Annotated in this window: 25 protein-coding genes; 18 read left to right on the top strand and 7 right to left on the bottom strand. The window is 67.4% G+C overall.

The annotated features are described in order from the left end of the window. Positions 1-24 precede the first annotated feature (24 nt). Both AUL32_RS21830 and AUL32_RS21825 read left to right on the top strand, forming a co-directional pair. Positions 25-1,626, top strand: a complete 1,602-nt coding sequence (locus AUL32_RS21830) for a hypothetical protein (protein WP_062119878.1) — start codon at positions 25-27, stop codon at positions 1,624-1,626. A gap of 181 nt (positions 1,627-1,807) precedes the next feature. After that, the gene (locus AUL32_RS21825) at positions 1,808-2,422 is read left to right on the top strand and encodes a hypothetical protein (protein WP_156421572.1); all 615 of its coding nucleotides are present in this window, start codon (positions 1,808-1,810) and stop codon (positions 2,420-2,422) included. Positions 2,423-2,449: 27 nt separating this feature from the next. Here AUL32_RS21825 and AUL32_RS21820 read toward each other — a convergent pair whose 3' ends face one another. Continuing rightward, a complete protein-coding gene (locus AUL32_RS21820) occupies positions 2,450-3,064 on the bottom strand; it encodes a TetR/AcrR family transcriptional regulator (protein ID WP_062119872.1) in 615 nt (204 codons plus the stop codon). A 104-nt stretch (positions 3,065-3,168) separates the two neighbouring features. On the opposite strand from AUL32_RS21820, the gene AUL32_RS21815 reads away from it, so the two are divergent. The 3 genes from AUL32_RS21815 to AUL32_RS21805 all read left to right on the top strand — a co-directional run bounded on the left by AUL32_RS21815 (position 3,169) and on the right by AUL32_RS21805 (position 4,949). After that, positions 3,169-3,858: a PspA/IM30 family protein gene (locus AUL32_RS21815; protein ID WP_061978820.1), complete on the top strand. Its 690-nt coding sequence runs from the start codon at positions 3,169-3,171 to the stop codon at positions 3,856-3,858. A gap of 61 nt (positions 3,859-3,919) precedes the next feature. Next, the gene (locus tag AUL32_RS21810; RefSeq protein WP_061978819.1) at positions 3,920-4,204 is read left to right on the top strand and encodes a YiaA/YiaB family inner membrane protein; all 285 of its coding nucleotides are present in this window, start codon (positions 3,920-3,922) and stop codon (positions 4,202-4,204) included. 160 nt (positions 4,205-4,364) lie between these two features. Then, positions 4,365-4,949: a tyrosine phosphatase family protein gene (locus AUL32_RS21805; protein WP_061978818.1), complete on the top strand. Its 585-nt coding sequence runs from the start codon at positions 4,365-4,367 to the stop codon at positions 4,947-4,949. Between the two features lie 75 nt (positions 4,950-5,024). On the opposite strand, the gene AUL32_RS21800 is transcribed toward AUL32_RS21805, so the two are convergent. After that, positions 5,025-5,750 (bottom strand): hypothetical protein, encoded by a 726-nt coding sequence (locus AUL32_RS21800; protein WP_062119870.1) that lies wholly within the window; start codon positions 5,748-5,750, stop codon positions 5,025-5,027. A 153-nt stretch (positions 5,751-5,903) separates the two neighbouring features. Between AUL32_RS21800 and AUL32_RS21795 the strand changes: the two genes are divergently transcribed. Continuing rightward, complete coding sequence (locus AUL32_RS21795) at positions 5,904-6,980, top strand: helix-turn-helix domain-containing protein (protein ID WP_062119867.1); 1,077 nt, start codon at positions 5,904-5,906, stop codon at positions 6,978-6,980. A gap of 43 nt (positions 6,981-7,023) precedes the next feature. Here the strand turns inward: AUL32_RS21795 and AUL32_RS21790 are convergent, their stop codons facing one another. Next, the gene (locus AUL32_RS21790) at positions 7,024-8,025 is read right to left on the bottom strand and encodes a GlxA family transcriptional regulator (protein ID WP_062120123.1); all 1,002 of its coding nucleotides are present in this window, start codon (positions 8,023-8,025) and stop codon (positions 7,024-7,026) included. Positions 8,026-8,068: 43 nt separating this feature from the next. Between AUL32_RS21790 and AUL32_RS21785 the strand changes: the two genes are divergently transcribed. The 5 genes from AUL32_RS21785 (at position 8,069) to AUL32_RS21765 (ending at position 12,137) form a co-directional block, all read left to right on the top strand. Then, a complete protein-coding gene (locus AUL32_RS21785) occupies positions 8,069-8,731 on the top strand; it encodes a DJ-1/PfpI family protein (RefSeq protein WP_062119864.1) in 663 nt (220 codons plus the stop codon). 49 nt (positions 8,732-8,780) lie between these two features. After that, on the top strand, positions 8,781-9,368 hold the full coding sequence (locus AUL32_RS21780) for a cysteine hydrolase family protein (RefSeq protein ID WP_062119861.1): 588 nt from the start codon (positions 8,781-8,783) through the stop codon (positions 9,366-9,368). 580 nt (positions 9,369-9,948) lie between these two features. Then, positions 9,949-11,151 (top strand): pilus assembly protein, encoded by a 1,203-nt coding sequence (locus AUL32_RS21775; protein WP_062119858.1) that lies wholly within the window; start codon positions 9,949-9,951, stop codon positions 11,149-11,151. Between the two features lie 559 nt (positions 11,152-11,710). Further along, positions 11,711-11,881, top strand: a complete 171-nt coding sequence (locus tag AUL32_RS21770; protein WP_156421106.1) for a hypothetical protein — start codon at positions 11,711-11,713, stop codon at positions 11,879-11,881. A 1-nt stretch (position 11,882) separates the two neighbouring features. After that, the gene (locus AUL32_RS21765; protein ID WP_061978811.1) at positions 11,883-12,137 is read left to right on the top strand and encodes a hypothetical protein; all 255 of its coding nucleotides are present in this window, start codon (positions 11,883-11,885) and stop codon (positions 12,135-12,137) included. 68 nt (positions 12,138-12,205) lie between these two features. Here AUL32_RS21765 and AUL32_RS21760 read toward each other — a convergent pair whose 3' ends face one another. After that, positions 12,206-12,445 carry a hypothetical protein gene (locus tag AUL32_RS21760; RefSeq protein WP_062119855.1) on the bottom strand — a complete coding sequence of 80 codons (240 nt, stop codon included), beginning with the start codon at positions 12,443-12,445 and terminating at the stop codon, positions 12,206-12,208. A gap of 289 nt (positions 12,446-12,734) precedes the next feature. On the opposite strand from AUL32_RS21760, the gene AUL32_RS24730 reads away from it, so the two are divergent. Further along, the gene (locus AUL32_RS24730; protein WP_082659977.1) at positions 12,735-12,878 is read left to right on the top strand and encodes a DUF1127 domain-containing protein; all 144 of its coding nucleotides are present in this window, start codon (positions 12,735-12,737) and stop codon (positions 12,876-12,878) included. A gap of 253 nt (positions 12,879-13,131) precedes the next feature. Beyond that, positions 13,132-13,992, top strand: coding sequence for an amidohydrolase family protein (locus tag AUL32_RS21755; RefSeq protein WP_062120120.1), 861 nt, complete (start codon positions 13,132-13,134; stop codon positions 13,990-13,992). Between the two features lie 79 nt (positions 13,993-14,071). On the opposite strand, the gene AUL32_RS21750 is transcribed toward AUL32_RS21755, so the two are convergent. The 3 genes from AUL32_RS21750 to AUL32_RS21740 all read right to left on the bottom strand — a co-directional run bounded on the left by AUL32_RS21750 (position 14,072) and on the right by AUL32_RS21740 (position 17,145). Next, positions 14,072-15,547 (bottom strand): mannitol dehydrogenase family protein, encoded by a 1,476-nt coding sequence (locus AUL32_RS21750; RefSeq protein ID WP_062119852.1) that lies wholly within the window; start codon positions 15,545-15,547, stop codon positions 14,072-14,074. A gap of 43 nt (positions 15,548-15,590) precedes the next feature. After that, positions 15,591-16,331 (bottom strand): SDR family NAD(P)-dependent oxidoreductase, encoded by a 741-nt coding sequence (locus tag AUL32_RS21745; protein ID WP_062119849.1) that lies wholly within the window; start codon positions 16,329-16,331, stop codon positions 15,591-15,593. 67 nt (positions 16,332-16,398) lie between these two features. Then, positions 16,399-17,145 carry a GntR family transcriptional regulator gene (locus AUL32_RS21740; RefSeq protein ID WP_062119846.1) on the bottom strand — a complete coding sequence of 249 codons (747 nt, stop codon included), beginning with the start codon at positions 17,143-17,145 and terminating at the stop codon, positions 16,399-16,401. Positions 17,146-17,283: 138 nt separating this feature from the next. On the opposite strand from AUL32_RS21740, the gene AUL32_RS21735 reads away from it, so the two are divergent. From AUL32_RS21735 to AUL32_RS21715, 5 genes are all read left to right on the top strand, one after another. Beyond that, entirely contained in the window at positions 17,284-18,303 is a 1,020-nt protein-coding gene (locus tag AUL32_RS21735; protein WP_061978805.1) for a sugar ABC transporter substrate-binding protein, read from the top strand. A gap of 69 nt (positions 18,304-18,372) precedes the next feature. Then, positions 18,373-19,392 (top strand): ABC transporter permease, encoded by a 1,020-nt coding sequence (locus AUL32_RS21730; RefSeq protein WP_062119844.1) that lies wholly within the window; start codon positions 18,373-18,375, stop codon positions 19,390-19,392. Then, positions 19,389-20,390 carry an ABC transporter permease gene (locus AUL32_RS21725; protein ID WP_061978803.1) on the top strand — a complete coding sequence of 334 codons (1,002 nt, stop codon included), beginning with the start codon at positions 19,389-19,391 and terminating at the stop codon, positions 20,388-20,390. The genes AUL32_RS21730 and AUL32_RS21725 overlap by 4 nt, the downstream gene beginning before the upstream one ends. 2 nt (positions 20,391-20,392) lie before the next feature. After that, positions 20,393-21,940, top strand: coding sequence for a sugar ABC transporter ATP-binding protein (locus AUL32_RS21720; protein WP_156421571.1), 1,548 nt, complete (start codon positions 20,393-20,395; stop codon positions 21,938-21,940). A gap of 523 nt (positions 21,941-22,463) precedes the next feature. Beyond that, on the top strand, positions 22,464-23,447 hold the full coding sequence (locus AUL32_RS21715) for an ABC transporter permease (protein WP_062119838.1): 984 nt from the start codon (positions 22,464-22,466) through the stop codon (positions 23,445-23,447). Positions 23,448-23,463 lie beyond the last annotated feature (16 nt).

Below are 23,463 nucleotides of genomic sequence, written 5' to 3'. Positions count from 1 at the left end.
GAGAGTTCGACCAGGAGGTCACGCATGCGTCATCACTTCATGGGTCCGGCGATCGCTCTGGGCCTGTCGACCGCGCTCGTCGCGCCGGCCTTCGCGCTGGATGCGGCCACGCAACCCGCTCCGGCCGAGGCCGGCACCACCGTGAGCGCCGCACGGCTGAAGTCTTCGCTCGCCGCCCTCCTGACCAACCTGCCGTTCGACAAGCGCATCCTGCGCGTCGAGCCCGATCCGAACGGGCAGCGGATCACGATCGACCCTGCCGCCGCCCTGTCGGAGATGCAGGGCGTGAAGATCACGTTCGCGCCCCTGTCGTTCATCGTCAGCGAGCGGCCGGACGGCACCTGGAACGTCTTCGGCGCCGACCCCGTCGCCTTCTCGACCACCTACGATGTGGAGGGCCAAGCGGAGAGCTTCGCCTATCGGCAGGAGTCGCAGATCATCAAGGGCATCTACTCGCCGGAGCTTGCCACCTTCCTGTCGGCCGAGGGGCAGGCGGGGGCGACCACGACCCATCAGTCCGACGCCGTCAACACGACCAGCGACACCAAGATCGCGCAGACGCGGATCAAGATCGACGGTGCGCCCGCCGGAAACGGCGCGGCCGACATCGCGTTCACACAGGTCTACGACACCGTCACCCAGGCGACCAGCTTCACCATTCCCGCCGGAGAGGACGGCGAGCCCCTGTCGCTCACCATGGATATGGGCGCGAAGGAGATCGAAACGCGCGGCGCGGCCAAGGCCGCCCGAACCCGCCCGCTGCTCGATCTCTACACGCTCGTCATCGCCAATGTGGAGGCGCTAGACCGCGACGCGAAGGCGACGCTCGCCGGCCCGTTCGGAACCGAGCTCAAGGACAAGCTCCGCGCCATCCTGCCGCTTTGGGCCAGCCTCGAAGGCGGCGCCACCGCCAAGGACGTGTCCCTCGCCATGCCGCAAGGCAAGTTCCGCGCCGAGGAGGCCAGCCAGTCCCTGCGCCTCAGCGGCGTGGCGACGGACTCGACCATGGACATGGAGTTGGCGCTGCGCGGCATCGCGATCGAGACGCCGTTCATGCCGCCCTGGGGCGCCTCGCTTTCGCCCGACCTGATCGAGATCGGCGTCGCCGTATCGGGCGCCGATCTCGCGACCCCGGTGGCCATCGCCCTGGACGAAGCGGATTTCACGCAGGACCCGCCGCTGTCGCCGGAAGCTCAGCTGAAGGCCGCCGCCGCCTTCGCGCCCGAGCGCATTCAGGCGCGGATCAAGTCGAGCCGCATCCATTCGCGCGATCTCGACATCGCCTTCAGCGGCGACATGTCGTTCGCGTCCGGCGCGCCGGACGCGAAGCTGGCCATCGACGCGGCCGGTCTCGACACCGTGATCGGCACGCTCCAGGGCGCGGCGGCGGACGATCCCAGCCTCCATCAGGCCGTGGGCATGCTGCAGTTCGCCAAGGGCCTGTCGAAGCCCAAGGATGGCGGGCGCCTGGAATGGCTGATCGAGGCCGCCGCCGATGGCTCGATCAAGATCAACGGCACGATGATCAAGGGCCCGGACGAGGCGACCGATCCCGAAGGGCTGGAAGAGGACGCGCCGTTGGACGAGACGACGGGCGACGAGCCGCCCGCCAAGGACGCGCTCTGAATTCGGCCTATATCGGAGGCGAGACCCGGGCGATCGGTCGCGCCGGGTTTCGCTGTTTCGAGTGGGGAGCGGGCCGTCCTTGACCTCGGCGCGCGGGATCGAAGGGCTGCCGCGTGGCGGTAGAGGTGATGTCCCGCGCCGGAGTGGGCGGTGGCGGGCCTGTCTTCGCCTTTGGCATGTCGTGGACGCTCGATCCCTGCGCCGCCCTATCCCGCGCATCCGTCTCTTCGGCCTGATCGCCGCAAGTGTCTTGCCGTTCTGCGTCGCTCCTACGCCGGGTCTCGCCGCTGATCCGAAGGCGGTGGCGGCTCACCCCTACGCTCAGGACAAGCGAGACTCGCCGTATCGAACGGAGCGGGCCAAACTTCCTCTGGCCTTTCCCGGCGCCCTGCCGGCCCATGGCGTCCTCGTCGCGCGGGGAAACATCCTCTCGCCGCTGGCGAACTGGCTCATCGTCGATCTCGATGCGGGCACGATGCGCCGGGCGGTGACGCGGCTCCGGGCCGGGACGAGCAACGATCCCACGGCCAGCGTCATCGAGCAGGAGGCGAGCGGCACCCTCACCGACGCCGATCTCGGCGCCGTCATTCTTGCGGCCAACCGGGTCTGGGCGGACGAAGGCCGGAGCCCGCCCGCACCGCCGGACCTGACGGATGCGCTGTGCAGCGTGGTGCTGCTCGACGCGGAGGAGGCGCGCCACGGGTTTGGCTCCGCCTGCCCCAGCCCGCAACTGGTGGAACTGTTGGACGCGCTCGCCGAAGCGAGCGGCGTTTCCACCCGATCGGGCGAGCACTGACCGGCGCGATGCCCGGCGGGTGCCGCGTCAGCCTCGCTCCTCCTCCCTTTCCGTCATGCCCGACACGAGAAGATCCAGGAATTCCGCGATCTCCCGGGCGAGGTCGCCGCCGGACACGCCGACGAAGCGCCCGGCCAGCGAGGAGGCGACGATGCCGTGGATGGCGCCGAAGAAGGTTCGCGCCCTCAAGGTGAGTGCGGCGTCCGTCAGGCTCGGCTGGAGCGGCCGGAGCGCGGCCGAGATGTAGGCGAGCAGTTCGGTCTGCTCCGCGAGGTGCCAGTCGGGGATCGACTTGCCCGGCGCATAGCGATGCTCGAACAGCGCCGACCAGAGCCGGGGATTGTCCTGCGCGAAGCCGAGATAGGCGAGCGCCAGAACCTTCAGCGCCGCGCGCGGATCGCCGTTGCCGGCGATCGCCGCCTGCAACACCACCTTCAACCGCGCCAAAGTTTGCGAATTGACGCGCAGGACGAGGTCGTCGAGATCCTCGAAGGCGTTGTAGAGGCCACCCAGCGCCGCGCCCACATCGCTCATCACATCGCGCGCTCGCAGCGTCTGCACGCCGTCCGCCGCGATGCGCGCCTCTGCGGCCTCGATGATGCGCGCGCGCAGGTCCTGCCGCTTGTTGTCTCTCGTCGCCATAATCCCTCCAAAAAATTTTGAACGACGTTCATTTTTCGGCTTGAACAACGTTCAGAGCTATGCGACGTTCGGTTATGAACAACGTTCATAGAGAGGTCGAGGGCATGTGGAAACAGTTTTCGGCGCTGACCCGGGGTCGCGCCTTCGAGCGAGCGGAGGCGATCACCGATCGTCACGCGCTGACGATCCTTCGCCAGCAGATCCGCGACTGCGCCGGGTCGCTTCAGGTGGCGCGACGCGACATCGCCGTGGCGACGATCCGCAACCGGGAGGAAGAGCAGCGTCTGGCCGAACTCGGCGCCCGCATCGCGGATCTGGAAACCCGCACGATCGCGGCGCTCGACCAGGACAAGGGCGATCTCGCCCGCGAGGCGGCCAGCGCCATCGCCGGCCTGGAGGAGGAGCGGGACCGCTCGCAAGGCGCGCTGGCCCGCCTGCAGGGCGAGGTCGACAAGCTGCAGCGCTTCGCCGTGCAGGCCGAGCAGCGCCTGCGCCAGCTTCGCCTCGAACTGCGCCTTCTGGAAGCGGGCGAAAGCGTGCAGCGTCTTCGCTCCACCGCCCCCGGCGACCTCAGAGCCACGCTGAGCGAAGCCGAGCACACGCTGGATCGGCTGCGCGGCCGTCAGCGCGAAGGCGAGGCGGCCGAGGATCTTCTCGACACGATGGGCCAGGCGAACGACCCCGCCACGATCCTCGCCAAGCTGGCCGAAGCCGGCTGCGGAGAGCCCCCGGCGGGCGGAGCGGATGCCGTGCTGCGCCGCCTCGCTGAGCGCCGCGCCGCCCGCGCGTCCTGATCCCTTTCCAATCTGATCCCACTCTTCTTTCGAACAACCCGAACCCAACCGGAGAAAACCCATGAACGAGCTTCAGACCCCCAAGCACACCTCCGCCTGGAAGACCTTCAGCATCGCGAGCTTCCTTATCGCCGCCGGCATGATGGCGGCGGGCATCTGGTCGCTGGAGGCGAGCTTCGCCGCCAAGGGCTTCTACGCCATGGCCTCCATCATGCTGGTCCACACCTCGATCACGGTCACCAAGACGCTGCGCGACATCGAGGAATCCTCGCGCTTCATCAACCGGCTGGAAGACGCTCGGACCGAGAAGCTGCTGATGGATGTCGATCGCGGCGCCCGGGTCTGACCGCGCTTCGCGCCCGCCCGGCCTTCAAGCCCCGGCGGGCGCCTGCCCGGCTCGCGGCCGGGGCCGGCGAAGGGGCGGTCGATTTGCCGCCGCGCGGTCATTGTGAGCCCGCTGCGGGAAGCGTAAGCAGGGGGCGACTTTGCCAGCCGGGAGGACCTTCATGAAGACCCTAGCGATCTCGTCGCGCACGATCTGCGGTATCGAGGAATTGCCCGCCCATAGCGAGACGGGGGTGACGCATGTCCTGTCGATCATCGACCCCGGCCATCCCGACATCCACCATTTCGAGGCCTTTTCCAAGCATCTGCGCACGACGCTTCGGTTCCACGACATTATCGACCCGCTGCCGGGGCAGATCATGCCGGCCAAAGAGCATGTCGGCGCCATTCTCGCCTTCGGCGACCAGCTCGACAAGGGCGCGGTGGAAGGCACGGCCGGGCATCTTCTCGTCCATTGCCACATGGGAATCTCGCGCTCCACGGCGGCCATGGTGACGCTGATGGCGCAGGGCGACCCGACCGCCGGCGAGGAGGAGCTGTTCGAGCGCCTTCGCCAGATCCGCAGCAAGGCCTGGCCGAACTCGGTGATGATCGCCTATGCCGACGAGAAGCTCGGCCGGGGCGGACGGCTGGTCGAGGCCCTTCGCCGCCACTACGGCCACCAGCTGAAGCACAAGCCGGAATACGGCCAGTGGATGCGCGAGCTGAAGCGCGGCCGCGAGGTCGAGATGGCGCTGCCCGCCTGAGAAACTTGTACGCGGCGAGGCCGGCAGCCCCGGCTTCGCCCCGTTTTCATTGGCGGCGAAGATGCCGCTTCGCCTCTAGCGAATGACGGCTCGAACGTAATCCGCCTTGATCGCGACCGAAGGCTTGGCGCCGGCGGTGTTGGGAAGCGCGCTGTCCACCAGGGCCGCCGCGGCCTGCACGTCGTAACTGATGCGCGTGCCGGCGCTGAAGCCGAGCGCGGTGTCGAGCGCGCGGGCCGCGATGGCGATCGTCTCGTTCTCTTCGGTTCGGTCGAAGCTGAGGCGGGAGCGAAGCGCGTCGGAGGTCAGCTGGACCGACTTCGCATGTCCTTCCAGGGCGAAATCCGCCGCCTTGGTTTCGAGCGAGACGGTCGAGAATTCCCCGGCCAGCCTGACCTGCGAGGCGGCCTGGCGGATGTCGACCGAGACCCCTTTGCGGGTCGTCACGTCGAGCGTGACCTCGCAGTCCGACGGCTCCAGCCAGGAAGATGGGCCTGCCTCGACGGTCAGCACCGCGTCCTCGATCCGCATGCGGCTTTGCGTTCGGCAGTCGTTGAAGAACCAGCTCGAATACCAGTTCGAGAACCATCCCGTGCGCCGACCGCCCAGCGTCGCGCGCGGCGCATCGCTTTCGCCTGTGGTCACGTGGATCGATGCGGCTTCGCCGATGACGCGAATGGCGGTCACGCCGGGAATGTCGAGAGTCTGGCCGGGTTGTGTCCCGTCCTCCGCCAAGGCGGGCGAGGGGAGGGCGTACAGGAGGATGGCGAGCAGAAGCAGGGCGAGCGGTCGGGCGTTCATCGGGCGGCTCCGTCGAGGGGTTGAGACGGGCGGACCTCGCCAAAAACGCGGATAGCCGGCGACCTCGATTGCGATCGAGGTCGATCCGGATCGCGATCGAGGGCAAGGATGGCGAGCCCAACCCGCCCGACCCCAACCGTTCGACCCCTTTCCATGATTCTCGTTCCGCTTCCCTTCCTCGTGTCGCTGCTGCTCGTCACCATCCTGTTCCAGGCCCTTCGGCGGGACGGGGACGGGTTTCGCGCGAACCCTCTCTTCACGGCCCTGATCGCGGCCTATGCCCTGCAATCCGTCCTTGTCGGCTTGCGGTGGGGCTATGATCTGCGCGCCGTTCTGCCGGTCATGTCGCCGCTGGCCGCACTGATCGCGCCGCTCGCCTGGCTGAGCTTCGACAGTCTGGCGCGGGACGATCCGCCCCTGAGGCTCGCGGCGATCGTGCCGCATCTTCTGCCGGTCGCGCTCGTGGTGGCCCTCATGCTGCTTTGGCCCGATCCGGTCGGGGCGGTCATCGCCGCGACCTTCGCGGGCTACGGCGCCGCGCTTCTCTGGCGGGCGCGGCTTGGCCCCGACGGCCTCGTGGCGTCGCGCCTCGACGGCGTCCTGCGGTCCTACCGCGCCCTGCAGATCACCGGCGTCGCGCTCCTGGCCTCTGCCGCGACGGACATTCTCGTCAGCCTGGATTTCGCGGTCAGCGGCGGCACGCATTCCGGCGCGATGGTCGCGGTCGGAAACGTCGCGACGCTCTTGGTTCTGGGAGCGGCGGCGTCGGTCGCCAGTTCCAGCTCGGTGGAGGTCGAGGCGGACGCCACCGAGCCCGCCCCGGACCGCATGGTCGCCAGCTTACCGACCAAGGCGGACCTAGAGATCGCCAATGCGATCGAGGCGCTGATGCGGGACAAGGAGCTTTATCGCGATGTCGATCTGAATCTGGAGAAGATCGCCCGCAAGCTGGGCCTGCCGGCGCGGGACGTGTCGAACGCCATCAACCGGACGCAGGCGATGAGCGTTTCGCAATATGTGAACACGCACCGCGTCAAACGGGCGTGCCGCCTTCTTCGGGAAACCGGGGAGCCGGTCACGAAGATCATGTTCGATTCCGGCTTCGGCACGAAGTCGAATTTCAACCGCGAATTCCTGCGCGTCACCGCGACGACGCCCAGCGCCTATCGACGCGCCGGGGGCGACTTGGCCGCGACCCCGCCCGGGGAGACGCGACAGCCGGTCGCCTGAAAGCGGGAGAACCCTGGGACAGCCTCCGGCTCGCCCGAGCCCGTCAGCCGTGGAAGCGGGCGCGGTAGCTGTTGGGGCCGACGCCCATCTGGCGCAGGAAGGCCCGTCGCATCGTCTCGGTGGAGCCGAAGCCGCAGCGCGTTGCCGCGCGCGACACGCTGGCGCCTTCTTCCAGATGCCGCCGCGCGCTCTCGACGCGGATCATCTCGACCCCTTCGGCGGGCGTGCGGCCGGTTCCCTCGCGGTAGCGGCGGCAGAAGGTGCGAAGGCTCATGCCGGCCTGGTCGGCCAATGCCGAGAGCGACAGGTCGCGGTCGATATGGGCGGCGATCCAGCCATGCAGCGTCTCGAAGCGCGCATCGCTCGCCTGGAGCGCCAGCGGCGCGCTGAACTGCGACTGGCCGCCCGGGCGCTTCAGGAAGACGACGAGCTGGCGCGCCACGGCGAGGGCCAGCGCGCGGCCCCGGTCCGCCTCCACCATGGCGAGTGCGAGATCGATCCCCGCCGTGACGCCGGCCGAGGTCCAGATCGATCCGTCGCGAACGAAGATGGGATCGGGTTCGAGCCGCACGGCGGGATAGTGGGAGGCGAACTCGGCGCAGCGCTGCCAGTGGGTCACGGCCCGTCGCCCGTCCAGCAGCCCGGCCTCGGCCAGAAGAAGCGCGCCGCTGCACACCGAGGCCGTGCGCCCGGCGCGGGGCGCGCGCCGCTTGATCCAGCCGATCAGGGCCTCGTCCTCGCGCGCGGCGTCCACGCCGTATCCGCCCGAGACGATCAGCGTGCCGGGGTCGCGCTCGCAGCTTTCCGCCCGCTCCGCCTGAAGGACGAGACCGGAACTCGTCGCAATCTCTGGTCCCAGCGCCACCAAGGCGATCTCGTACGGCTTCTCGGCTCCGCTCGGCGTCAGGTCGTTGGCCGTGGCGAAGACCTGCGCCGGCCCCGTGATGTCCAGGATCTGGGCACCGGCAAAGCCGAGAATCTCGACGCGGTGGGGAGGGGCGGGGGCGATTGGCGTGATCCGAGCGATGATTGGCGCAATGGCCAAGTCGTCGCGCGATAGGTTCGCCGCGTCAAGACAGGAGCGACCCATGAGCCTTCGATTCGGCATCCTCTGCTTTCCCGGCGTTCAGCAGCTCGACCTGACCGGACCTTACGAGGTCTTCGCCTCGGCGACGGGGGCGAGCGTCCATCTCGTCTGGAAGGACCTCCAGCCGATCCGCTCGGCGACCGGGCTCGTGCTGCAGCCGGACACGCTGATGTCCGACGCGCCCGATTTCGACGTGCTCTGTGTGCCCGGCGGCAGCGGGGTCAACGCGCTCCTGCGCGACGAGGAGGTCCTGGCCTTTCTGCGGGACAAGGCGTCGCGCGCCCGCTTCCTCACCTCCGTCTGCACGGGGTCGCTGGTTCTGGGGCAGGCCGGGCTTCTGGAGGGACGGCGCGCGACGACGCATTGGAACGCGCTGGACTTCCTGCCCCGGTTCGGCGCGATCCCGGTCGAGGAACGCGTCGTGCAGGACGGCTCGCTCATCACCGCGGGCGGCGTCACATCCGGCATCGACTTCGGTCTGGCGGTGGTGGCCGAACTCCTGGGCCGCGAGGAGGCGGAGACGATCCAGCTCTCGCTGGAATACGCCCCGGCCCCGCCCTTCGACGCTGGGCGCCCGGACACCGCTCCGGCGGCGGTCGTCGCGGCCGCGAAGGCCCGAATGGCCGGGTCGAGGCGGGAGCGGGAAACGCTTCTCCGGGCTTGAGAGGCTGTCCGTCTAACGGGTGGCAGCTTGGATTTAGGAAAGGGAGACGATGCGTCTGATCCTCGAGAACACGGCTTTGATCGTCATCGACGTGCAGCAGGCCTTCGACGAGATGGAGCGGGCCGGTGCGAAGCGGAACAATCCCGAGGCGCCGGCGCGCATCGCGGATCTTCTCGCCGCCTTCCGCGCCGGCCCGGCGCCGGTCATCCATATCCGGCACGCCAACACCGACCCTGGCTCCCGCTTCCATCCACAAGCGACGGGATACGCGGTGCGCGAGGACGCGCGCGAACATCCCGGCGAGCCCGTGCTGGTGAAACACGTCAACAGCGCCTTCATCGGAACCGATCTCGACACGCGGCTGAAAGGCATGGGGCTGTCGACACTGGTGATCGTCGGCGCCACCACCAACCATTGCGTGGAGACCACGACGCGCATGGCGGGCAATCTCGGCTACGACGCGATCCTCGTCGCGGACGCCACCTGGACCTTCGACCGAGCGGGCCCGGATGGTCGCCTCCATGCGGCCGAGGACATCCACGCCATGAGCCTCGCCAATCTCGACGGCGAGTTCTGCCGGGTGTTTCGGACGTGGGAGGTGATCGAAGCCCTGGCGAGGAGCGGCGACGGGTTTTGACGAGCGGGATGCTGCCGGGCTGAAGACGACGAGCGGCGGGCCGAGCAGCCGGTCGTTTCGGGCTTGCCGATCGCCGGCTGAGGGGACAGGGACGGGCCTCGGTATTTTACATGCGCAAGTCATGGTAGACGGCTGAATATGAAACCGAAAGTTATTATGCTGCTTGCGCTACGTCACTTGGCGGACGGTGGAGGAAAAGCACCGTCCGATGCCGCATTCGCACCGGGGAAGGAACAGTTGTAGAGGCGGGACTGGCGAGTTCCTCGCCGTAGTGCCGGAAGCGTTCAACCGGCCGCAGTCCCGCCCTAACAGGGCCGAAACAAGTCAGAACTTCGGTTCAAGATCGCTCCGCACTTGAGCCTGATTGGGCTTGGACGAACTCTCCGATTGGGGTGAGAGGCACGGAACGACCCTTATCGAACCCTATCGTTAGGGACCTCGGAACCAGCCCGATGATGATCGGAAGACATAACCAAAGATAGTGGGTCCATTAACGGGATTCGAACGTCCGCGACCCATAGTCCCGGAGAGAATGCCACGACCCAGTTTTCCCCGATTATCGGCATCAACGGTAGACCCGATGCTCAAGCGTTTCCTGTTCGACCGTCGGGGGAACTTCGCTGTCATGGCGGCGGGCGTCCTGATCATGCTCGCCATCGCCATCGGCGGCGCGGTGGATGTCAGCATGCTCTCGCGCGATGCAAGCGCGGCGCAGGCGGCGGCGGACGCGGCGGCCTTGGCCGGCGCCAAGCGCATGGAAACCGGCACCGCCAGCGACGCCACCGCGATGATCAATTCGGTGGCGACCGCCAATCTGCCCGACGATCTGAAGTCCGCCACCATCGCCAGTGCGATCGACACGGCGAACGGGCTCGTCTCCGTCACCATCTCTGGAAGCTACAAGACAGCGTTTCTCTCGCTGGCTCACACCGACGCGCTGACCTACTCGCGCCAGTCACAGTCCACGATCAAGCGCAACGGCTATATGGACTTCTACTTCCTGCTGGATGTCTCGGAATCCATGAACATCGCGGCGGACGCGACGGAGCGGGCCAAGCTGCAGGCCACCACCAAGGCCGCGAACAATCGCCCCTGCGCCTTCGCCTGCCACGAGGTGGAGCCCTATTGGAGCCCCAAATCGGTCTACCAGATGAATCAGGAGGCCGGCGCCAACAAGGCCAAGCTGCGCATCGACGTGCTTCAGGACGCGTTCGACACGACGGTGGACAATCTTCTGGCCGTGAACGCCAAGAGCGACAACCTGACCATCCGCATCTCGACCGCCGGCTTCAGTTCGGCCTTCGAAAAAGGCCTGACCGCCAGCACGAACGCGGTGGAGCTCAAGAAGTCCATCCGCAACTTCACGGTCGCCAACGGACACACGACCTACACGCTGGCGCTTCAAGGCTTGAGCGACATGATGGGCGACCAAGCCGACGGCTCGGCCCAGACCAAGCCCGAGAAGGTGGCGGTGATCATCACCGACGGCGTCAAGGACGAGCCGTCCTGGACGTTCGGAACGATCAACCAGGGCTATTGCACGGCGCTGAAGGACAAGGGCTTCAAGGTCGCCGTCCTAGAGATCAAATACATCTACGACCTCGACTATCAGGGCTATTTCCTCAGCCGCGTCGCGCCGTTCTACACCTCGATCACGCCGCAGCTCGACGCCTGCGCCTCGCCCGGCCTGCACTATCTCGCCACCGACTCCAAGCAGGCCAGCGAGAAGCTCTCCAGCCTCGCCAACGACCTCGTGCGTCAGAATCTGAGGGTCGAAAAGTAGCTCCAGCTTTTGCCCGCGACCGGCAGCGAAACTCGGCTCGTGAACAAGTGGTGCGTGACTCTATCGCGTGCTGGCGGGGCGTTCGCGGGACGGAAGATTGAGCTTTTCCGCAATATCACCCGCAGGCGCGCCTGAAGGACCGCGCGCCGGTGGGCGCCGTGGCGTTGATCCGCTGGCAGCACCCCGAGCACGGCTGCTCCTGCCGGGCGTCTTCCTGCCCTCGGTCAACGGCAGCCGCGACGAGCAGGCTGGGGGCAACTGGGTCATCCCGGCGGCCTGCCGGCGGGCCGTCGCCTGGTGCGTGCCCGGCTTTTCCCATCTCCGCATGGGGGTGAAAGCCTCTGCCTCCCGGTTTCCTTCGCGGCCTGATCTGCGGCCCGGGGGCGGCCCGCCCGGTGTCGGCGTAAGACCTGAGTTCCCTAACAAATCAATTAAAAAGTATGGGAACATAACCCCAGCGTTTGCCGTCACTGACGATAAGGTCGAAAGGCGCGGCTTACCGTCGCGGAAGCCTAGCGCCTTCTGGGGGCACCGAATGGTTACACATCTCGACATAGCCGTGGGCATCGCGGACGCGATTTCCGACGCCTCGAACGAAGGCGCGCCGTTGCGGATCGAGGATACGGCTCGATCCTTGTTGGAGGACGGGATGCCAGCTCCGCTTACCCTCGATCTCGTCGCCGACGTGCTGCGAGAAGAGGGCGTGAGCGCCGGCGTTGTTCTGTTCTGACATGAGCTTTTCCCCGCCAGCCGACCGTTACACGATCCAGAGAGACGAGGCCGGGACCTGGAATGTCCTGGATCTCGAAACCGAGCTTCCGGCGACCGTCAGAGACCGCATCCTCGTCGCCATGCCGATCGAGGAAGCGCGGGATGCCGCCGCCATGCTCAACATCATCGACAGTTGGCGCCGGGAGTCCTCGCCACCGCTGCGGGAGCCGACGATCCAGAGCGCCATCGCCTCCTATCTCGGCGACCGTCCCTGACAGCCGTTGGACTTTGCCCCTTATGACTTGGTGATCGAGCCCCGCCGCCCGAGCGGGGCTCGATCGTGTCAGGACCCGGCCCAGGTGGCGGATGTGCCGGCCCCGCCTTCGGCTTCCGCGTCCTTGTATTCGGGCGCGACGCCGCCGCTCGCGAGCTTGTTTTCCTCGATGGCGACCTTTTCGGTCTCGGTCAGTTCGCGGCCTTCCGTCTGGGCCTGCTCGCCGGACCGAACCGCTTCTGAGGCTTTCGCATCGGGCGCCGTCACGGGGCGGTCGGGCGAGGCGAGGGGCGTGGTGATCTTCGACATGGCGTTTCCTTTCAGGACATCTGGGAAAGGAAGGTTCCACCCGGACAGACGTTCCGGCATCCCGCGCCATCCTGTCCCGATCGCGGGCAAACGGGCCGCGAGGTCGGCTCCGTCCCCATGCGCCAGTCGCATACGGGGCGTGCGAGCGGGAGATAGCGACAAGGCGCAGGGCTCCCCTTCGACCTTTGCGCTCCTCATGATCGGGGGCGAGGCGTAGGGTTCCCGTATTGAGAGAACAGGAAACCACCGGCCACCACCGACGAGAGGCCGGACAGACAAGGAAGACACGATGTCCCTCGCTCGCTACTTCGAAGATCGCCGCCAGTTCCGCCGCGCGGCTCGCGAACTGAACAGCATGACCGCCCGCGAACTCAACGATCTCGGCCTCTCGCGCGCCGATATCCCGGCCGTCGCCCGCCAGTCGGTCCGCTGACCCTTTCCCCCTTTCGCTTCGGCTGGTCCTCCCCCATCTGAAGCGCTCGAACCGGGCGGTTCCTCCCACCCTCGGTTTGCCTCCGCGCCCTTGCCGGTCCTCCCCCGGCAAGGGCGTTTTCGTTCGCGCGCGGTGCGTCTCGGCGCGATTTCTTTCGTCCCGTGTTGGACAAGGCGCGTGCCGAGAGGTCACTTGCCTCGCGATAGGGAAGCCGGTTCATTGGCTCATCCCACCCGAATCGAGGTTGAGCGTCTTGCCGAACTTTCCGATCATCGACGCGCATGTGCATCTCTACGATCCCGCCCGGATCGACTATCCCTGGCTCGCGTCCGCTCCCGCCATTGCCGGCGCCTTCCTGCCCGGAGATTTCGATCGCGCGCGCGGCAAGGTCGAGGTGGACGGCTTCGTCTTCATGGAAGTGGACGCGGCGCCCGGCCGGGAGGAGGACGAAGCTCATTTCGTGGCCGAACTCGCCGCCGAAGACCCCCGCATCATCGGCATCGTCGCCAGCGCGCCGGTGGAGCTGGGAGCGGGCGTCGCCGAGCATCTCGGGCGCCTCCGTGAGGTCGGGCTGGTGCGCGGCGTGCGACGCCTGATCCAAGACCATGCCGACCCCGATTATTGCTTGTCGGCGAACTTCGTGGAGGGCGTGCGCGAGGTCGGCCGAGCCGGGATGAGCTTCGACATCTGCATTCGGCACTGGCAGTTCGCCCAGGCCGTCGAACTCGTGCGCCGCTGCCCCGACGTCTCATTCGTGCTGGATCACATCGCCAAGCCCCCGATCGTCGAGGGCACGATGGAGCCATGGGCGAGCACGATGCGGGCGATGGCCGAACTGCCCAACGTCGTGGTGAAGATCAGCGGCGTGGTGACCGAAGCCGACCATGCCGAGTGGCGGCCCGACGACGTTCGGCCCTTCATCGACCACACGGTCGAATGCTTCGGCTTCGAGCGCTGTCTCTTCGGCAGCGACTGGCCGGTCGTCAATCTCGCGGCGAACTACGAGGCCTGGGTCGCGCTTCTCGATGACGCCTTCGCCGGCGTGCCGGAAGAGGACCTGCGCCGCTTCTATCGCGACAACACTGCGCGGACCTACGGCCTGACCGCAGCCTGACCGGCGCGGCGATTGCAATTGGAATGGGCGAAGGGAGCGGGCGCCGCCCCCTTCGCCTCGAATGCCTCGACCTTTTCCCTCAGCCGAAGCGGCGTTTCATCGCTGCGAGCACGCCCTGATCCGCGATCTCGGCGACGGCTTGGTTCAGCTCCGAGACGAAGCGCGGATGCTGCGGCAGGTCCCGTCCGAAGACAGGCTCGAAGCCGAGAAACGCCTCGGTCTCGGCGGAAGGGCTCAGTGCCGCCGATGGCCGGCCCGCCCATGCGCTGAGCGCGGGGTCCTTGATCTCGAACGGCACGCCCGCGTCGCTGACGCCCGCGCAGGAGCGCAGCCAGGCCGCGACGGCGAAGACGAGGGCGTCGACGCTCTCGCCGCGCTCCAGCCGCTCGCGCAGCGGGGCGAGCAGGCGCTGGGGCACCTTGAGCGAGGCGTCGTTGGCGATCTGCGACGTGCGATGGGGCAGGTCGGGATTGGAAAAGCGCGGCAGAAGCGCGTCGCGATAGGCCCGGCTCACCTCCGGCTCGATCGACAGCGTCGGTTCCGTCTCGTCCCAGTAGCGGTTCAGGAAGCCGCCGACGGACGGGTCGGCGACGGCCTCGGGAACCGTGGCAAAGCCCGCGAGCAGGCCGATCGCGGCGATCGCGGTGTGCGCGCCGTTCAGGAGCCGCAGCTTCATGTGCTCGTAGGGTTCGACATCGGCCACGAAGCGCACGCCGCTCGCCTCGAAAGGCGGGCGCGGGCCGGCGAAGCGATCCTCGATGATCCAGTCGAAGGCGGGTTCGGCCAGGATGGGCCAAGCGTCCTGAACGCCCAGCAGGGCCTCGATCGTCGCCCGGTCCGCTTCCGTGCTGGCCGGCACGATCCGGTCCACCATGGAGGAGGGGAAGGCGATTTCGTCCATGACATAGCGGCCGAGCGCTTCGCTCTTCAGCGAGGCGAACTCCGCGAGCACGGTGCGCAGGATCTCGCCGTTCTTGGAAAGGTTGTCGCAGGAGATCACCGTCAGCGGCGGCGCGCCGGCGAGGCGGCGCCGGTCGATGCCCGCGGCCAGGAAGCCCAGCGCCGTGCGTGGCACAGCGCCCGGGGCAAGGTCGGCCTGGATGGCGGGATCGCTCCTGTTCAGCCCCCCGGTCGCCCGGTCGATCCCGTAACCCTTTTCCGTCACGGTCAGCGTCACGAGCTTGATTGCGGGATCGGCGATCGCCGCGATCAGCGCCTCGGGGTCTTCGGGCGCCACGACGAGCGCGAGGATCGAGCCGATCACCCGCGCCTCGATCGACCCGCGATCGCGCAGCGCGAACGTGTAGAGACCGTCCTGCGGCGCCAGCGCGTCGCGCGTGTCGGGCGAGCGGAGCGAGGCCGCGACGATGGCCCAGCCCGCCTCGCCCCGCGCCAGCGCATCGTCCGCGAACACGGCCTGATGCCCCCGATGGAAGGCGCCGACCCCCAGATGCACGATGCCCGCGCGGGCGGTGGACCGATCGTAGCCCGGCCGCGCGATGGCGGACGGCAGGCGATCGAGCGTGGCGGCGCTGAGGCGGGGAGGCTGGGACATGCTGGGAACCCGGTTGGCGAGAAGAGGTGGAAAGGGCGGGCGGTCAGCCGAACTGCAGGCCGCCGTTCATGTCGATCACCTCGCCGGTGATGAAGCCGGCGAGCGGAGACGCGAGGAACGACACGGCATGGGCGACTTCCTCGGGCTCGCAGAGACGGCCGACCGGAATGGCGCTGCGCTGGCGCTCCAGGTCGGCGGGGCTCAGCTGATCGAGGATCATCGGCGAGACGACATAGGCGGGCGCGATGGCGTTGGCGGTGATGCCCGTGCCGGCCAGCTCACGCGCCGAGGAGAAGGTGAGCCCGACCAGCGCCGCCTTGGACACGGCATAGGCCGTGCCGGCGGTGAGGCCGCCCGACTTCCAGGCATAGGAGGAGATGTTGACGAGCCGGCCCCAGCCGCCGTCCTTCATGCCGGGCACGAAGGCCTGCGTCAGCAGAAAGGCGGCGTCGAGATTGACGGCCATCAGCGCGCGCCAATCCTCGAGCTTGGTCGCGGCCAGCTTGTCGGGCGAGAGAATGCCGGCATTGTTGACGAGAATGTCGGCCCGGCCGAAGCGGCCGAGAATGGCGTCCGCGCCCGCGCGCACGGCCTCCGCATTGGCGAGATCGATCGCGAAACCCGCGCAGTCCGTTTCCAGCGTGCCGCAAAGCTCCGTCAGCGCCGCCTCGTTCCGGTCGATCAAAGCCAGCCGCGCCCCCTTGGCCGCCAGCGCCTGCACCACGGCGCGCCCGATGCCGCCGCAGGCGCCGGTCACCACGGCCGTCTTGTCCTTGAATTCCATGTCGCGTCGTCCTCGTGGATCGTAATTCTCTTGGGGCGTAAGTCTTGGGGCGTAAGTCTTGGGGGGGTCAGGGCTCGAAATGCCGGCGCTCTTCGGCGGGCATGCCCTCGAACAGGATGAAGATCTTGTCGAGATGGACGACAAGCGCGGTCTCGGCCGCATCGGCATCCGCGCGATCGAGCGCGTCCATGATGGCCTTGTGCTCCTCGACCACGACGGGAAGGCGCTCCGAATTGCCGGAAAAGCGGATGAAGCGCGTCAGCTGCATCTTGGCAGCCATGACGCTCGGCCAGACGCCCTCGTGCCCGGCCTGAATGGCGATCAGCTGGTGGAAGCGCTCGTCGTCCCGGTGAAAGGCGTCGACGTCGCCGCGCGCGATGTCGGTCGACTGGGCCTCTAGGGTCTCCGCGAGCCGGCGCCCGGCCTCCGGCGTCCAGCGCAGGGCCGCCTCGCGGACCAGCGCGATCTCCAGCGTGCGGCGAACGAAATGACTGTCGTGGATGCCGCCGATCTTGATGCGCGAGACGAAGCTGCCCTGCTGGGGGAAGACGTCCACCAGCCCTTCCTCCGACAGGCGCTGGATTGCGGCGCGAACGGGCGTGCGCGACACGGAGAACTGCCGGCAGATCGAGTTCTCGCTGATCGCCGCGCCGGGCGGAAGATCCACCGCCAGAATGGCCTCGCGAAGCGCGGCGTGAACCTGGTCGGCGACCGAGAGGCGCCGGTCGAGCTTGAGAATAAGCCCGCCGAGACCGCGCTCCTCCGGGGCGTTTGAGGGCTGGTCCGCGCCGAGACTGCTGGCTGGTGGGGGCATTGGAGAAATTCCCGTTGCGGCTTGGATACAAGTATACTAGCCTTGATGGACGATGCGCAAGTCAGCTTGGCCGAAACCCCGCAGCTTTCAAAACGGGGAAGACGGTCCACTCGGCATCGACGGTCAGGGAGGATCACCATGCGCCATTTCACTCGCTGCCTCATGGGGGCGGCTCTTCTCGTTTCGGTCGGCAGCTCAGCTCATGCCGCCGACGACACGCGGGTCGGCCTCGTCCCCGGCGGGCCCCATCCCTATTTCGCGGCCTGGGATCAGGCAGCCAAGGACGCGGTCCGCGACTTCGGGCTGGCCGGCGCCGACTACAAGGTTCCCCAGAAGTGGGAGCTGACGCAGCAGAACCAGCTTCTGGAGAGCATGCTCAGCCAGGGCTATAACGGCTTCCTCATCTTCCCCGGCGACAGCGTCGGTACGGTTTCCACCGTGTCCGAGATCGTGGGCAACGGCGCGCCGGTCGTCACCGGCGCCGGCTGCCTCAAGGACCCCTCGGAAGCCGCCTTCTGCCTTGGCACCGACACGGGCAATTCGGCCTATCTCGGTACCAAGGAGCTCCTGAAGGTCCTCGGCCAGGGCAAGCGCATCGCCCATTTCACCGGCTTCCTGGTCGATCCCAACACGCAGCTGCGCATCGACGCAGTGGAGCGGGCGGCCAAGGAAGGCGGGGCGACGGTGGTGCAGGTCATCGCCGACATCGACGCGCCCGAGCCCGCCGAAGAGAAGATCAACGCCTATCTCGCCGCCCATGCCGGCGAGATCGACGGCATCGTCACCACCGCCTGGGTGCCTGCCGTCGTGTCCGCCAACGCGCTGCGCAAGATCGGCGACAAGCGCATCAAGATGGTCGGCATCGACCATGACGAGGTGGTGCTGAAGGCGATCAAGGACGGGTTCGTGTCCGGCACCATGCTGCAGAACCCCTATGGGCAGGGCTATGTCGGCGCCTTCGCGCTCGACAAGCTGCGCAAGGGCTGCACCGTGAAGGCCGACGCGCCGTTCAAGTCCAACGCGCTGACCGCCAAGTTCATCGATTCCGGCACGATCTTCGTCGGAAGCGACAAGGTGGACACCTATGTCGACGCGATGCGCGACGAGACCAAGAAGCTGCTCGCCGGCTTCGACACGACCTACCTGACCTGCCCCTAACCAATGCGGGCCGGCGCGCGGTGGCGCGCCGGCCGACCCGCCCGAAATCCGACCCATCAGGAGCGCGTCATGGCCCTTGACGAAGCGCCCGCCAGCTCGAGCCCTCGAAGGGCGGCCCCCAGCGCCGGTCTCCTTCTGACCAACGAGTTCGGCCTCATCGTTCTCATCCTCCTCTTCGGTGCCGGTTTCGCGGCGCTTGCGGGCGGATTCCTGTCGCCCTTCAACCTCTTCACGCTGGGGCGCACGGTGGCGGTCAGCATCGTCATCGGCCTGTCGATGATGGCGGTGATCGCGACGGGAGGCTTGAACCTCGCGGTCGGCGCCATCGGCGTCTGCGCGGCCATGGCCTCTGGCTACGCCATCGAGGTGCTGGGCATGCCCTGGCCGCTCGGCGTCGTCGCCGGGCTCGCCGTCGGCGCCGCGCTCGGCTGGGTCAATGGCTGGATGGTGGTTCGCACGGGCCTGCACAGCTTCATCATCACGCTCGCGACGATGAGCATTTTCTTCGGCGCGATGATCTTTCTGACGCGCGCCGAATCCTACCGCGCGCTGCCCGCCGCCTTCACAACGATCGGCCGGGCCAAGATCGGCGGCGTCGTCTCGCCGCTGCTTCTCGTCACGCTCGTGGTCATGCTGGCGCTCGTCTATCTCTATCGCTTCACCGCGCTCGGCCGCGAGATGCTGGCCGCCGGCGCGCGGCCCGAGGCGGCCGAGCTTTCAGGCATCCGGGTGGACCGCATCTTTATCCTCTGCCACGTCCTGTCCGGCTTTCTGGCGGCGGTGGCGGCGGTCATGATGGTGGCGCGCAACGGCGCGGCCATTCCTTCCATGGCAGGCCAGCTCGGCCAGGATTGGCTCCTGCCGGCCTTTCTCGGCCCCGTGCTCGGCGGCACGCTCTTGAACGGCGGCAAGGTCTCGGTGCTCGGCACGGCGCTCGGCGCGCTGCTCGTCGCCCTTCTGACCAACGGTCTCCTGCTGCTGCAACTCGGCGAGTTCTGGATCCAGTCCTTTCTCGGCCTGCTCCTGCTTCTGGCGGTGCTGATCGACAAGTCGCGCCGGTCGTTCCTGGCCCGGAGGAATCTCGCATGAGCCTCACCACACGAGCGCCCGCCGCCTCCGACAGCCTGACGACGCGCCTTCTGCGAAACGACTGGTTCGGCCCCTTCTCGGTCACTGTCGTAGCCATGACGGTCGCCGGAATCCTGTCGCCCTCGTTCCTTTCGCCGCTGAATCTCGAGGTTCTGGCGCTGGCGATCGCGGTCAACACGCTGATCGCCTTCTCGCAGATGATCATCATCGCGATCGGCCAGATGAACCTTTCGGTCGGCGCCATCGGCGGCCTGGCCGCCATCACCTTCGCCGGATTGATGCAGGGCTTCGGCCTGCCCGCTCCGGTGGCCGCCGTGGCAGCGCTCGCGCTGGGCGTCGCCTGCGGCATGCTGAACGGGCTCTTCATCGTCTGGACGGGCATTTCGGCCTTCGTCATCACGCTGGCCAGCCTTTCGATCTTTAAGGGCATCAATCTCGGCATCACCCGCGCCGAACCCTTCTACGGCATCGCCGACAGCGTGAAGGCCTTCGGGCAGGCGCAGGTTCTGGGGCCGCTGCCCTGGCTCGCGGTGCCGACGATCCTCGTCGCCATCGGCCTTTGGTACATGCTCTCGCGCATGCCGATCGGCCGCTTCATCCTGGCGGTCGGCGGCAATTCCCATGCGGCCGAACTGTCCGGCGTCTCGGTTGGCATGACGGTGGTCTTCGCCCACGCCCTGTCGGGGTTCCTGGCGAGTCTCGCCGGCATTCTTCTCGTGGCGCGGCTTCAGATCGGTCAGCCGACGATCGGCGACGACTGGCTGATCCTCTCCTTCGCCGCCCCGGTGATCGGCGGCGCGGTTCTGGCCGGCGGGCATGTCAGCGTCGCCGCGACCCTCTTCGGCGTCGCCGTGGTCGCCATCATCACGCAGCTTCTGGTGCTGTTCAACATCGATCCCTTCCTGGTGCAGATCGTGCTCGGCACGATGATCCTGGCGGCGGTCGGGCTCAACCGCCTGCGCGAAGCCCGTCTCGCGGCGGGCCGAAACGGAGCATGACGATGACCGCCATTTTCGAAGCGCGCGGCGTCGAGAAGTCCTTTCCCGGCGTGAAGGCGCTGAAGGGCGTCTCCCTGACGCTGGAGAGCCATTCCATCCACGCCCTTCTCGGCGAGAACGGCGCGGGCAAGTCGACGCTCATCAAGATCGTGACCGGCGTCCACCGTCCGGACGCGGGCACGCTCGCCCTCGAAGGCAAGCCGGTCTCGTTCAGCAATCCGCGCGAGGCGATCGCGCATCGGATCGGCGTCGTGCATCAGGAGCGCAACCTGATCCCGCGCTTTTCCGTGGCCGAGAACATCCATCTCGAACAGATCGCGGGATTTCTGGTGAAGCCGGTGGACTATGCCGCGCTGAACGAGCAGGCCGCGCGCTGGCTGGAGATGCTGGGGCTCGACATCGACCCCCGGACGCCGGTTTCGCGCCTCAGCGTCGCGCAGATGCAGATGGTCGAGATCGCGAAAGCGCTGTCGCTGCGCTCCAAGGTCCTGCTGCTGGACGAGCCGACGGCCTCGCTCACCTCCAACGAGACCGACCGGCTCTTCACCTTCCTCAAGCGCTTGCGCGATCAGGGCGCGAGCCTCCTCTTCGTCAGCCACAAGCTGGAGGAGGTGCAGGAGATCTGCGACCGCGTCACGGTTCTGCGCGACGGCGAGAACGCATCGCAAAGCCGCTCGATGGAAGGGCTCGGCCGCCAGGACCTCGTTCGCATGATGATCGGCCGGGCCGAAAGCGGCGCCTCGCGCGGCTTCGCAGCGCCCGTCGAGACATCGCAGCCGCCGGCCCTGCGCCTTTCCGGCGTCGCCACGGCGCTGGGGCATCGCGACATCGACCTCGAAGTGCGGGCGGGCGAGATCGTCGGCCTCTACGGTCTCGTCGGCGCGGGCCGCACGGAGCTCGCCCGCTGCATCATGGGCCAGTCCACCATCACGGCCGGGACGGTGGAAGTCGCCGGCGAAGCCGTGACGATCCGCAATGTCGCCGAGGCGATCCACCGGCACCGGATCGGCTATGTCAGCGAGGACCGCAAGGGCAACGGCCTCGTTCTCGCCCATTCCGTTCTCGACAATGCGGGCATCGCCGTGTGGCGGCCGCTCTCGGGGCTCTTCGGCTTCCTGACGGACGGGCGCGTGCGCCGCGCCGTCCAGCCCTTCATCTCCAAGCTGGAGGTGAAGACGCCGAGCCTGTCGCAGACGGTCGGCAACCTGTCCGGCGGCAATCAGCAGAAGATCAGCGTCGCCAAGTGGTTGGCGGCGGGGGTGAAGATCCTGATCGTGGACGAGCCGTCCGTGGGAATCGACATCAAGACCAAGGCCTATCTCCACGATCTTCTTCGCGAATTGGCAGATGCGGGTACGGCGGTAATCGTGATCACCAGCGACATGCCGGAAATGATCTCGCTTGCCGACCGCATCCTCGTCATGGACGGCTACCGGCTGCGCGGCGAAATCCGCAACGACGGCGTCTACGAGCACATGAGCGAGGCGATCATGGGCTTCATCCATCGCGCCGAGGCCGATGGCACGCACCATGGCGCGGCGGCGGAATAGGCGGGGATTGCCAGCGGAGGAGGAGAGCCGCGTCGCCGCAAGCATTGTGGGGTGTGTTGGCCGGTTCTCGGCGTATTTTCAATCTTTCGAAACGCCGCAAGTTTTTGGAGGGCAGCGCTTCATGAGCGTGTCGTCTGAACGCCTTCCAGAAGACCTGCCCGCCCGCTGCTGACTTCGTGGACGCGCTTCACCGCTCCGCCGGACAACAGTCTTGGTCGGTGTGCCGCGTTTGAAGAACAACCGTTTGCAATACTCCGAAGGCCGCGTGGTTCGGGAGCGGGCAGGCTCGCGCGGGTCTCTCCACAAACCCCATCCCATCAGCCGGCTGCCTGCGTTCTCAGCACTGAAGCCGCTCCCCAAACCCCTCCGCGCCGCCAGATCTGCGAACCCTCCGTCCAGAATTGACAGGAGACAGATCGTCGTGACAAATGTCAAAAGTCGGTGACGGCGCTGGCTGGATGACGGGAGGGAGACCCGCTCCGGCCGCACAGGCGGTCCGCATCGGCCATGGGGAGGGTGCGACATGGGTTCCGGTGTCGATCGGCAGGGACTGGCGCTGGCCGGCTTGAACGTCGCCGTGCTGGCGGCGGGCGCGGTGCTGGCCGGGGCCAATTTCACCGACAGCTACAATCTCCAGTCCATGGCCGCGCAGGTTCCCGAACTCGGCCTTCTTGCGCTCGGCGTCATGCTGGCCATGAGCTCGGGCAATGGCGGCATCGACCTATCGGGCATCGCGCTCGCCAATCTCGCGGGGATTACCGCCTTTCTCCTGGCCGGCGGGCTCGTCTCGGCCGAGGAGGCGCCGCTTCTCTTTTCCGTCGTCTTCGCCGCGCTTGCGCTCGTCGTCGGCTTGATCGGCGGGCTCGCCAACGGGCTGCTGATCGCCCATGCCAAGCTGACGCCGCTGATCGCGACGCTCGGAACCCAGCTTCTCTTCACCGGCTGCGCGGTGTTCCTGACCAATGGCTCGGCCATCAGCCTCGGCTACATTCCGCCGCTCGACGATTTTGGCAATTCGCCAGTGTTCGGCGTGCCGCTCTGCTTCGCGCTGTTCCTCTTGGTGGCGGGCGTTCTCGGCTTCGTCCTGCGGTTCACGCCCTTCGGTCTGAAGCTCATGCTCCTCGGCAGCAACGCCAAAGCCGCGCGCTACGGCGGCATCGCCGAGAACCGCATGATCACGCTGACCTATACGAGCAGCGGCGTCCTTTCGGCGACTGCCGGCATTGTCATCGCCTCGCGCAACGCCTCGGTGAAATGGGACTATGGCGGCTCCTACGTCCTGATCGCGGTGCTGATCGCCGTCATGGGAGGCGTGAAGCCGGAAGGGGGCTACGGCAAGGTGAGCTGCGTGCTGCTCGCGGCGACGGCGCTGCAGATCCTGTCCAGCCTCTTCAACTTCATGGACATCTCGAACTTCTTCCGCGACCTCGCCTGGGGGGTGCTGCTTCTGGCGCTCCTGGCCTCGACGCGGCTCGACTTCGGCCTCTGGCTGCGGCCCACGGCCTGACGACACTCCGCGCGCC

This window comes from Aureimonas sp. AU40 (assembly GCF_001463785.1).
Taxonomy (GTDB): domain Bacteria; phylum Pseudomonadota; class Alphaproteobacteria; order Rhizobiales; family Rhizobiaceae; genus Aureimonas.
Note: the sequence above shows the minus strand (reverse complement) of the source record. Positions and strands in the feature narration are given on the sequence as shown.

What these genes read in the sequence shown, in the direction of transcription:
- AUL32_RS21805 (WP_061978818.1), top strand. Translation starts at nt 4,365, where the DNA reads ATGAAGACCCTAGCGATCTCGTCGCGCACGATCTGCGGTATCGAGGAA.
- AUL32_RS21715 (WP_062119838.1), top strand. Translation starts at nt 22,464, where the DNA reads ATGGGTTCCGGTGTCGATCGGCAGGGACTGGCGCTGGCCGGCTTGAAC.
- AUL32_RS21810 (WP_061978819.1), top strand. Translation starts at nt 3,920, where the DNA reads ATGAACGAGCTTCAGACCCCCAAGCACACCTCCGCCTGGAAGACCTTC.
- AUL32_RS21725 (WP_061978803.1), top strand. Translation starts at nt 19,389, where the DNA reads ATGAGCCTCACCACACGAGCGCCCGCCGCCTCCGACAGCCTGACGACG.
- AUL32_RS21760 (WP_062119855.1), bottom strand. Translation starts at nt 12,445, where the DNA reads ATGTCGAAGATCACCACGCCCCTCGCCTCGCCCGACCGCCCCGTGACG.
- AUL32_RS21795 (WP_062119867.1), top strand. Translation starts at nt 5,904, where the DNA reads ATGATTCTCGTTCCGCTTCCCTTCCTCGTGTCGCTGCTGCTCGTCACC.
- AUL32_RS21740 (WP_062119846.1), bottom strand. Translation starts at nt 17,145, where the DNA reads ATGCCCCCACCAGCCAGCAGTCTCGGCGCGGACCAGCCCTCAAACGCC.
- AUL32_RS21780 (WP_062119861.1), top strand. Translation starts at nt 8,781, where the DNA reads ATGCGTCTGATCCTCGAGAACACGGCTTTGATCGTCATCGACGTGCAG.
- AUL32_RS21750 (WP_062119852.1), bottom strand. Translation starts at nt 15,547, where the DNA reads ATGTCCCAGCCTCCCCGCCTCAGCGCCGCCACGCTCGATCGCCTGCCG.
- AUL32_RS21745 (WP_062119849.1), bottom strand. Translation starts at nt 16,331, where the DNA reads ATGGAATTCAAGGACAAGACGGCCGTGGTGACCGGCGCCTGCGGCGGC.
- AUL32_RS21815 (WP_061978820.1), top strand. Translation starts at nt 3,169, where the DNA reads ATGTGGAAACAGTTTTCGGCGCTGACCCGGGGTCGCGCCTTCGAGCGA.
- AUL32_RS21800 (WP_062119870.1), bottom strand. Translation starts at nt 5,750, where the DNA reads ATGAACGCCCGACCGCTCGCCCTGCTTCTGCTCGCCATCCTCCTGTAC.
- AUL32_RS24730 (WP_082659977.1), top strand. Translation starts at nt 12,735, where the DNA reads ATGTCCCTCGCTCGCTACTTCGAAGATCGCCGCCAGTTCCGCCGCGCG.
- AUL32_RS21765 (WP_061978811.1), top strand. Translation starts at nt 11,883, where the DNA reads ATGAGCTTTTCCCCGCCAGCCGACCGTTACACGATCCAGAGAGACGAG.
- AUL32_RS21775 (WP_062119858.1), top strand. Translation starts at nt 9,949, where the DNA reads ATGCTCAAGCGTTTCCTGTTCGACCGTCGGGGGAACTTCGCTGTCATG.
- AUL32_RS21730 (WP_062119844.1), top strand. Translation starts at nt 18,373, where the DNA reads ATGGCCCTTGACGAAGCGCCCGCCAGCTCGAGCCCTCGAAGGGCGGCC.
- AUL32_RS21820 (WP_062119872.1), bottom strand. Translation starts at nt 3,064, where the DNA reads ATGGCGACGAGAGACAACAAGCGGCAGGACCTGCGCGCGCGCATCATC.
- AUL32_RS21735 (WP_061978805.1), top strand. Translation starts at nt 17,284, where the DNA reads ATGCGCCATTTCACTCGCTGCCTCATGGGGGCGGCTCTTCTCGTTTCG.
- AUL32_RS21720 (WP_156421571.1), top strand. Translation starts at nt 20,393, where the DNA reads ATGACCGCCATTTTCGAAGCGCGCGGCGTCGAGAAGTCCTTTCCCGGC.
- AUL32_RS21785 (WP_062119864.1), top strand. Translation starts at nt 8,069, where the DNA reads ATGAGCCTTCGATTCGGCATCCTCTGCTTTCCCGGCGTTCAGCAGCTC.
- AUL32_RS21830 (WP_062119878.1), top strand. Translation starts at nt 25, where the DNA reads ATGCGTCATCACTTCATGGGTCCGGCGATCGCTCTGGGCCTGTCGACC.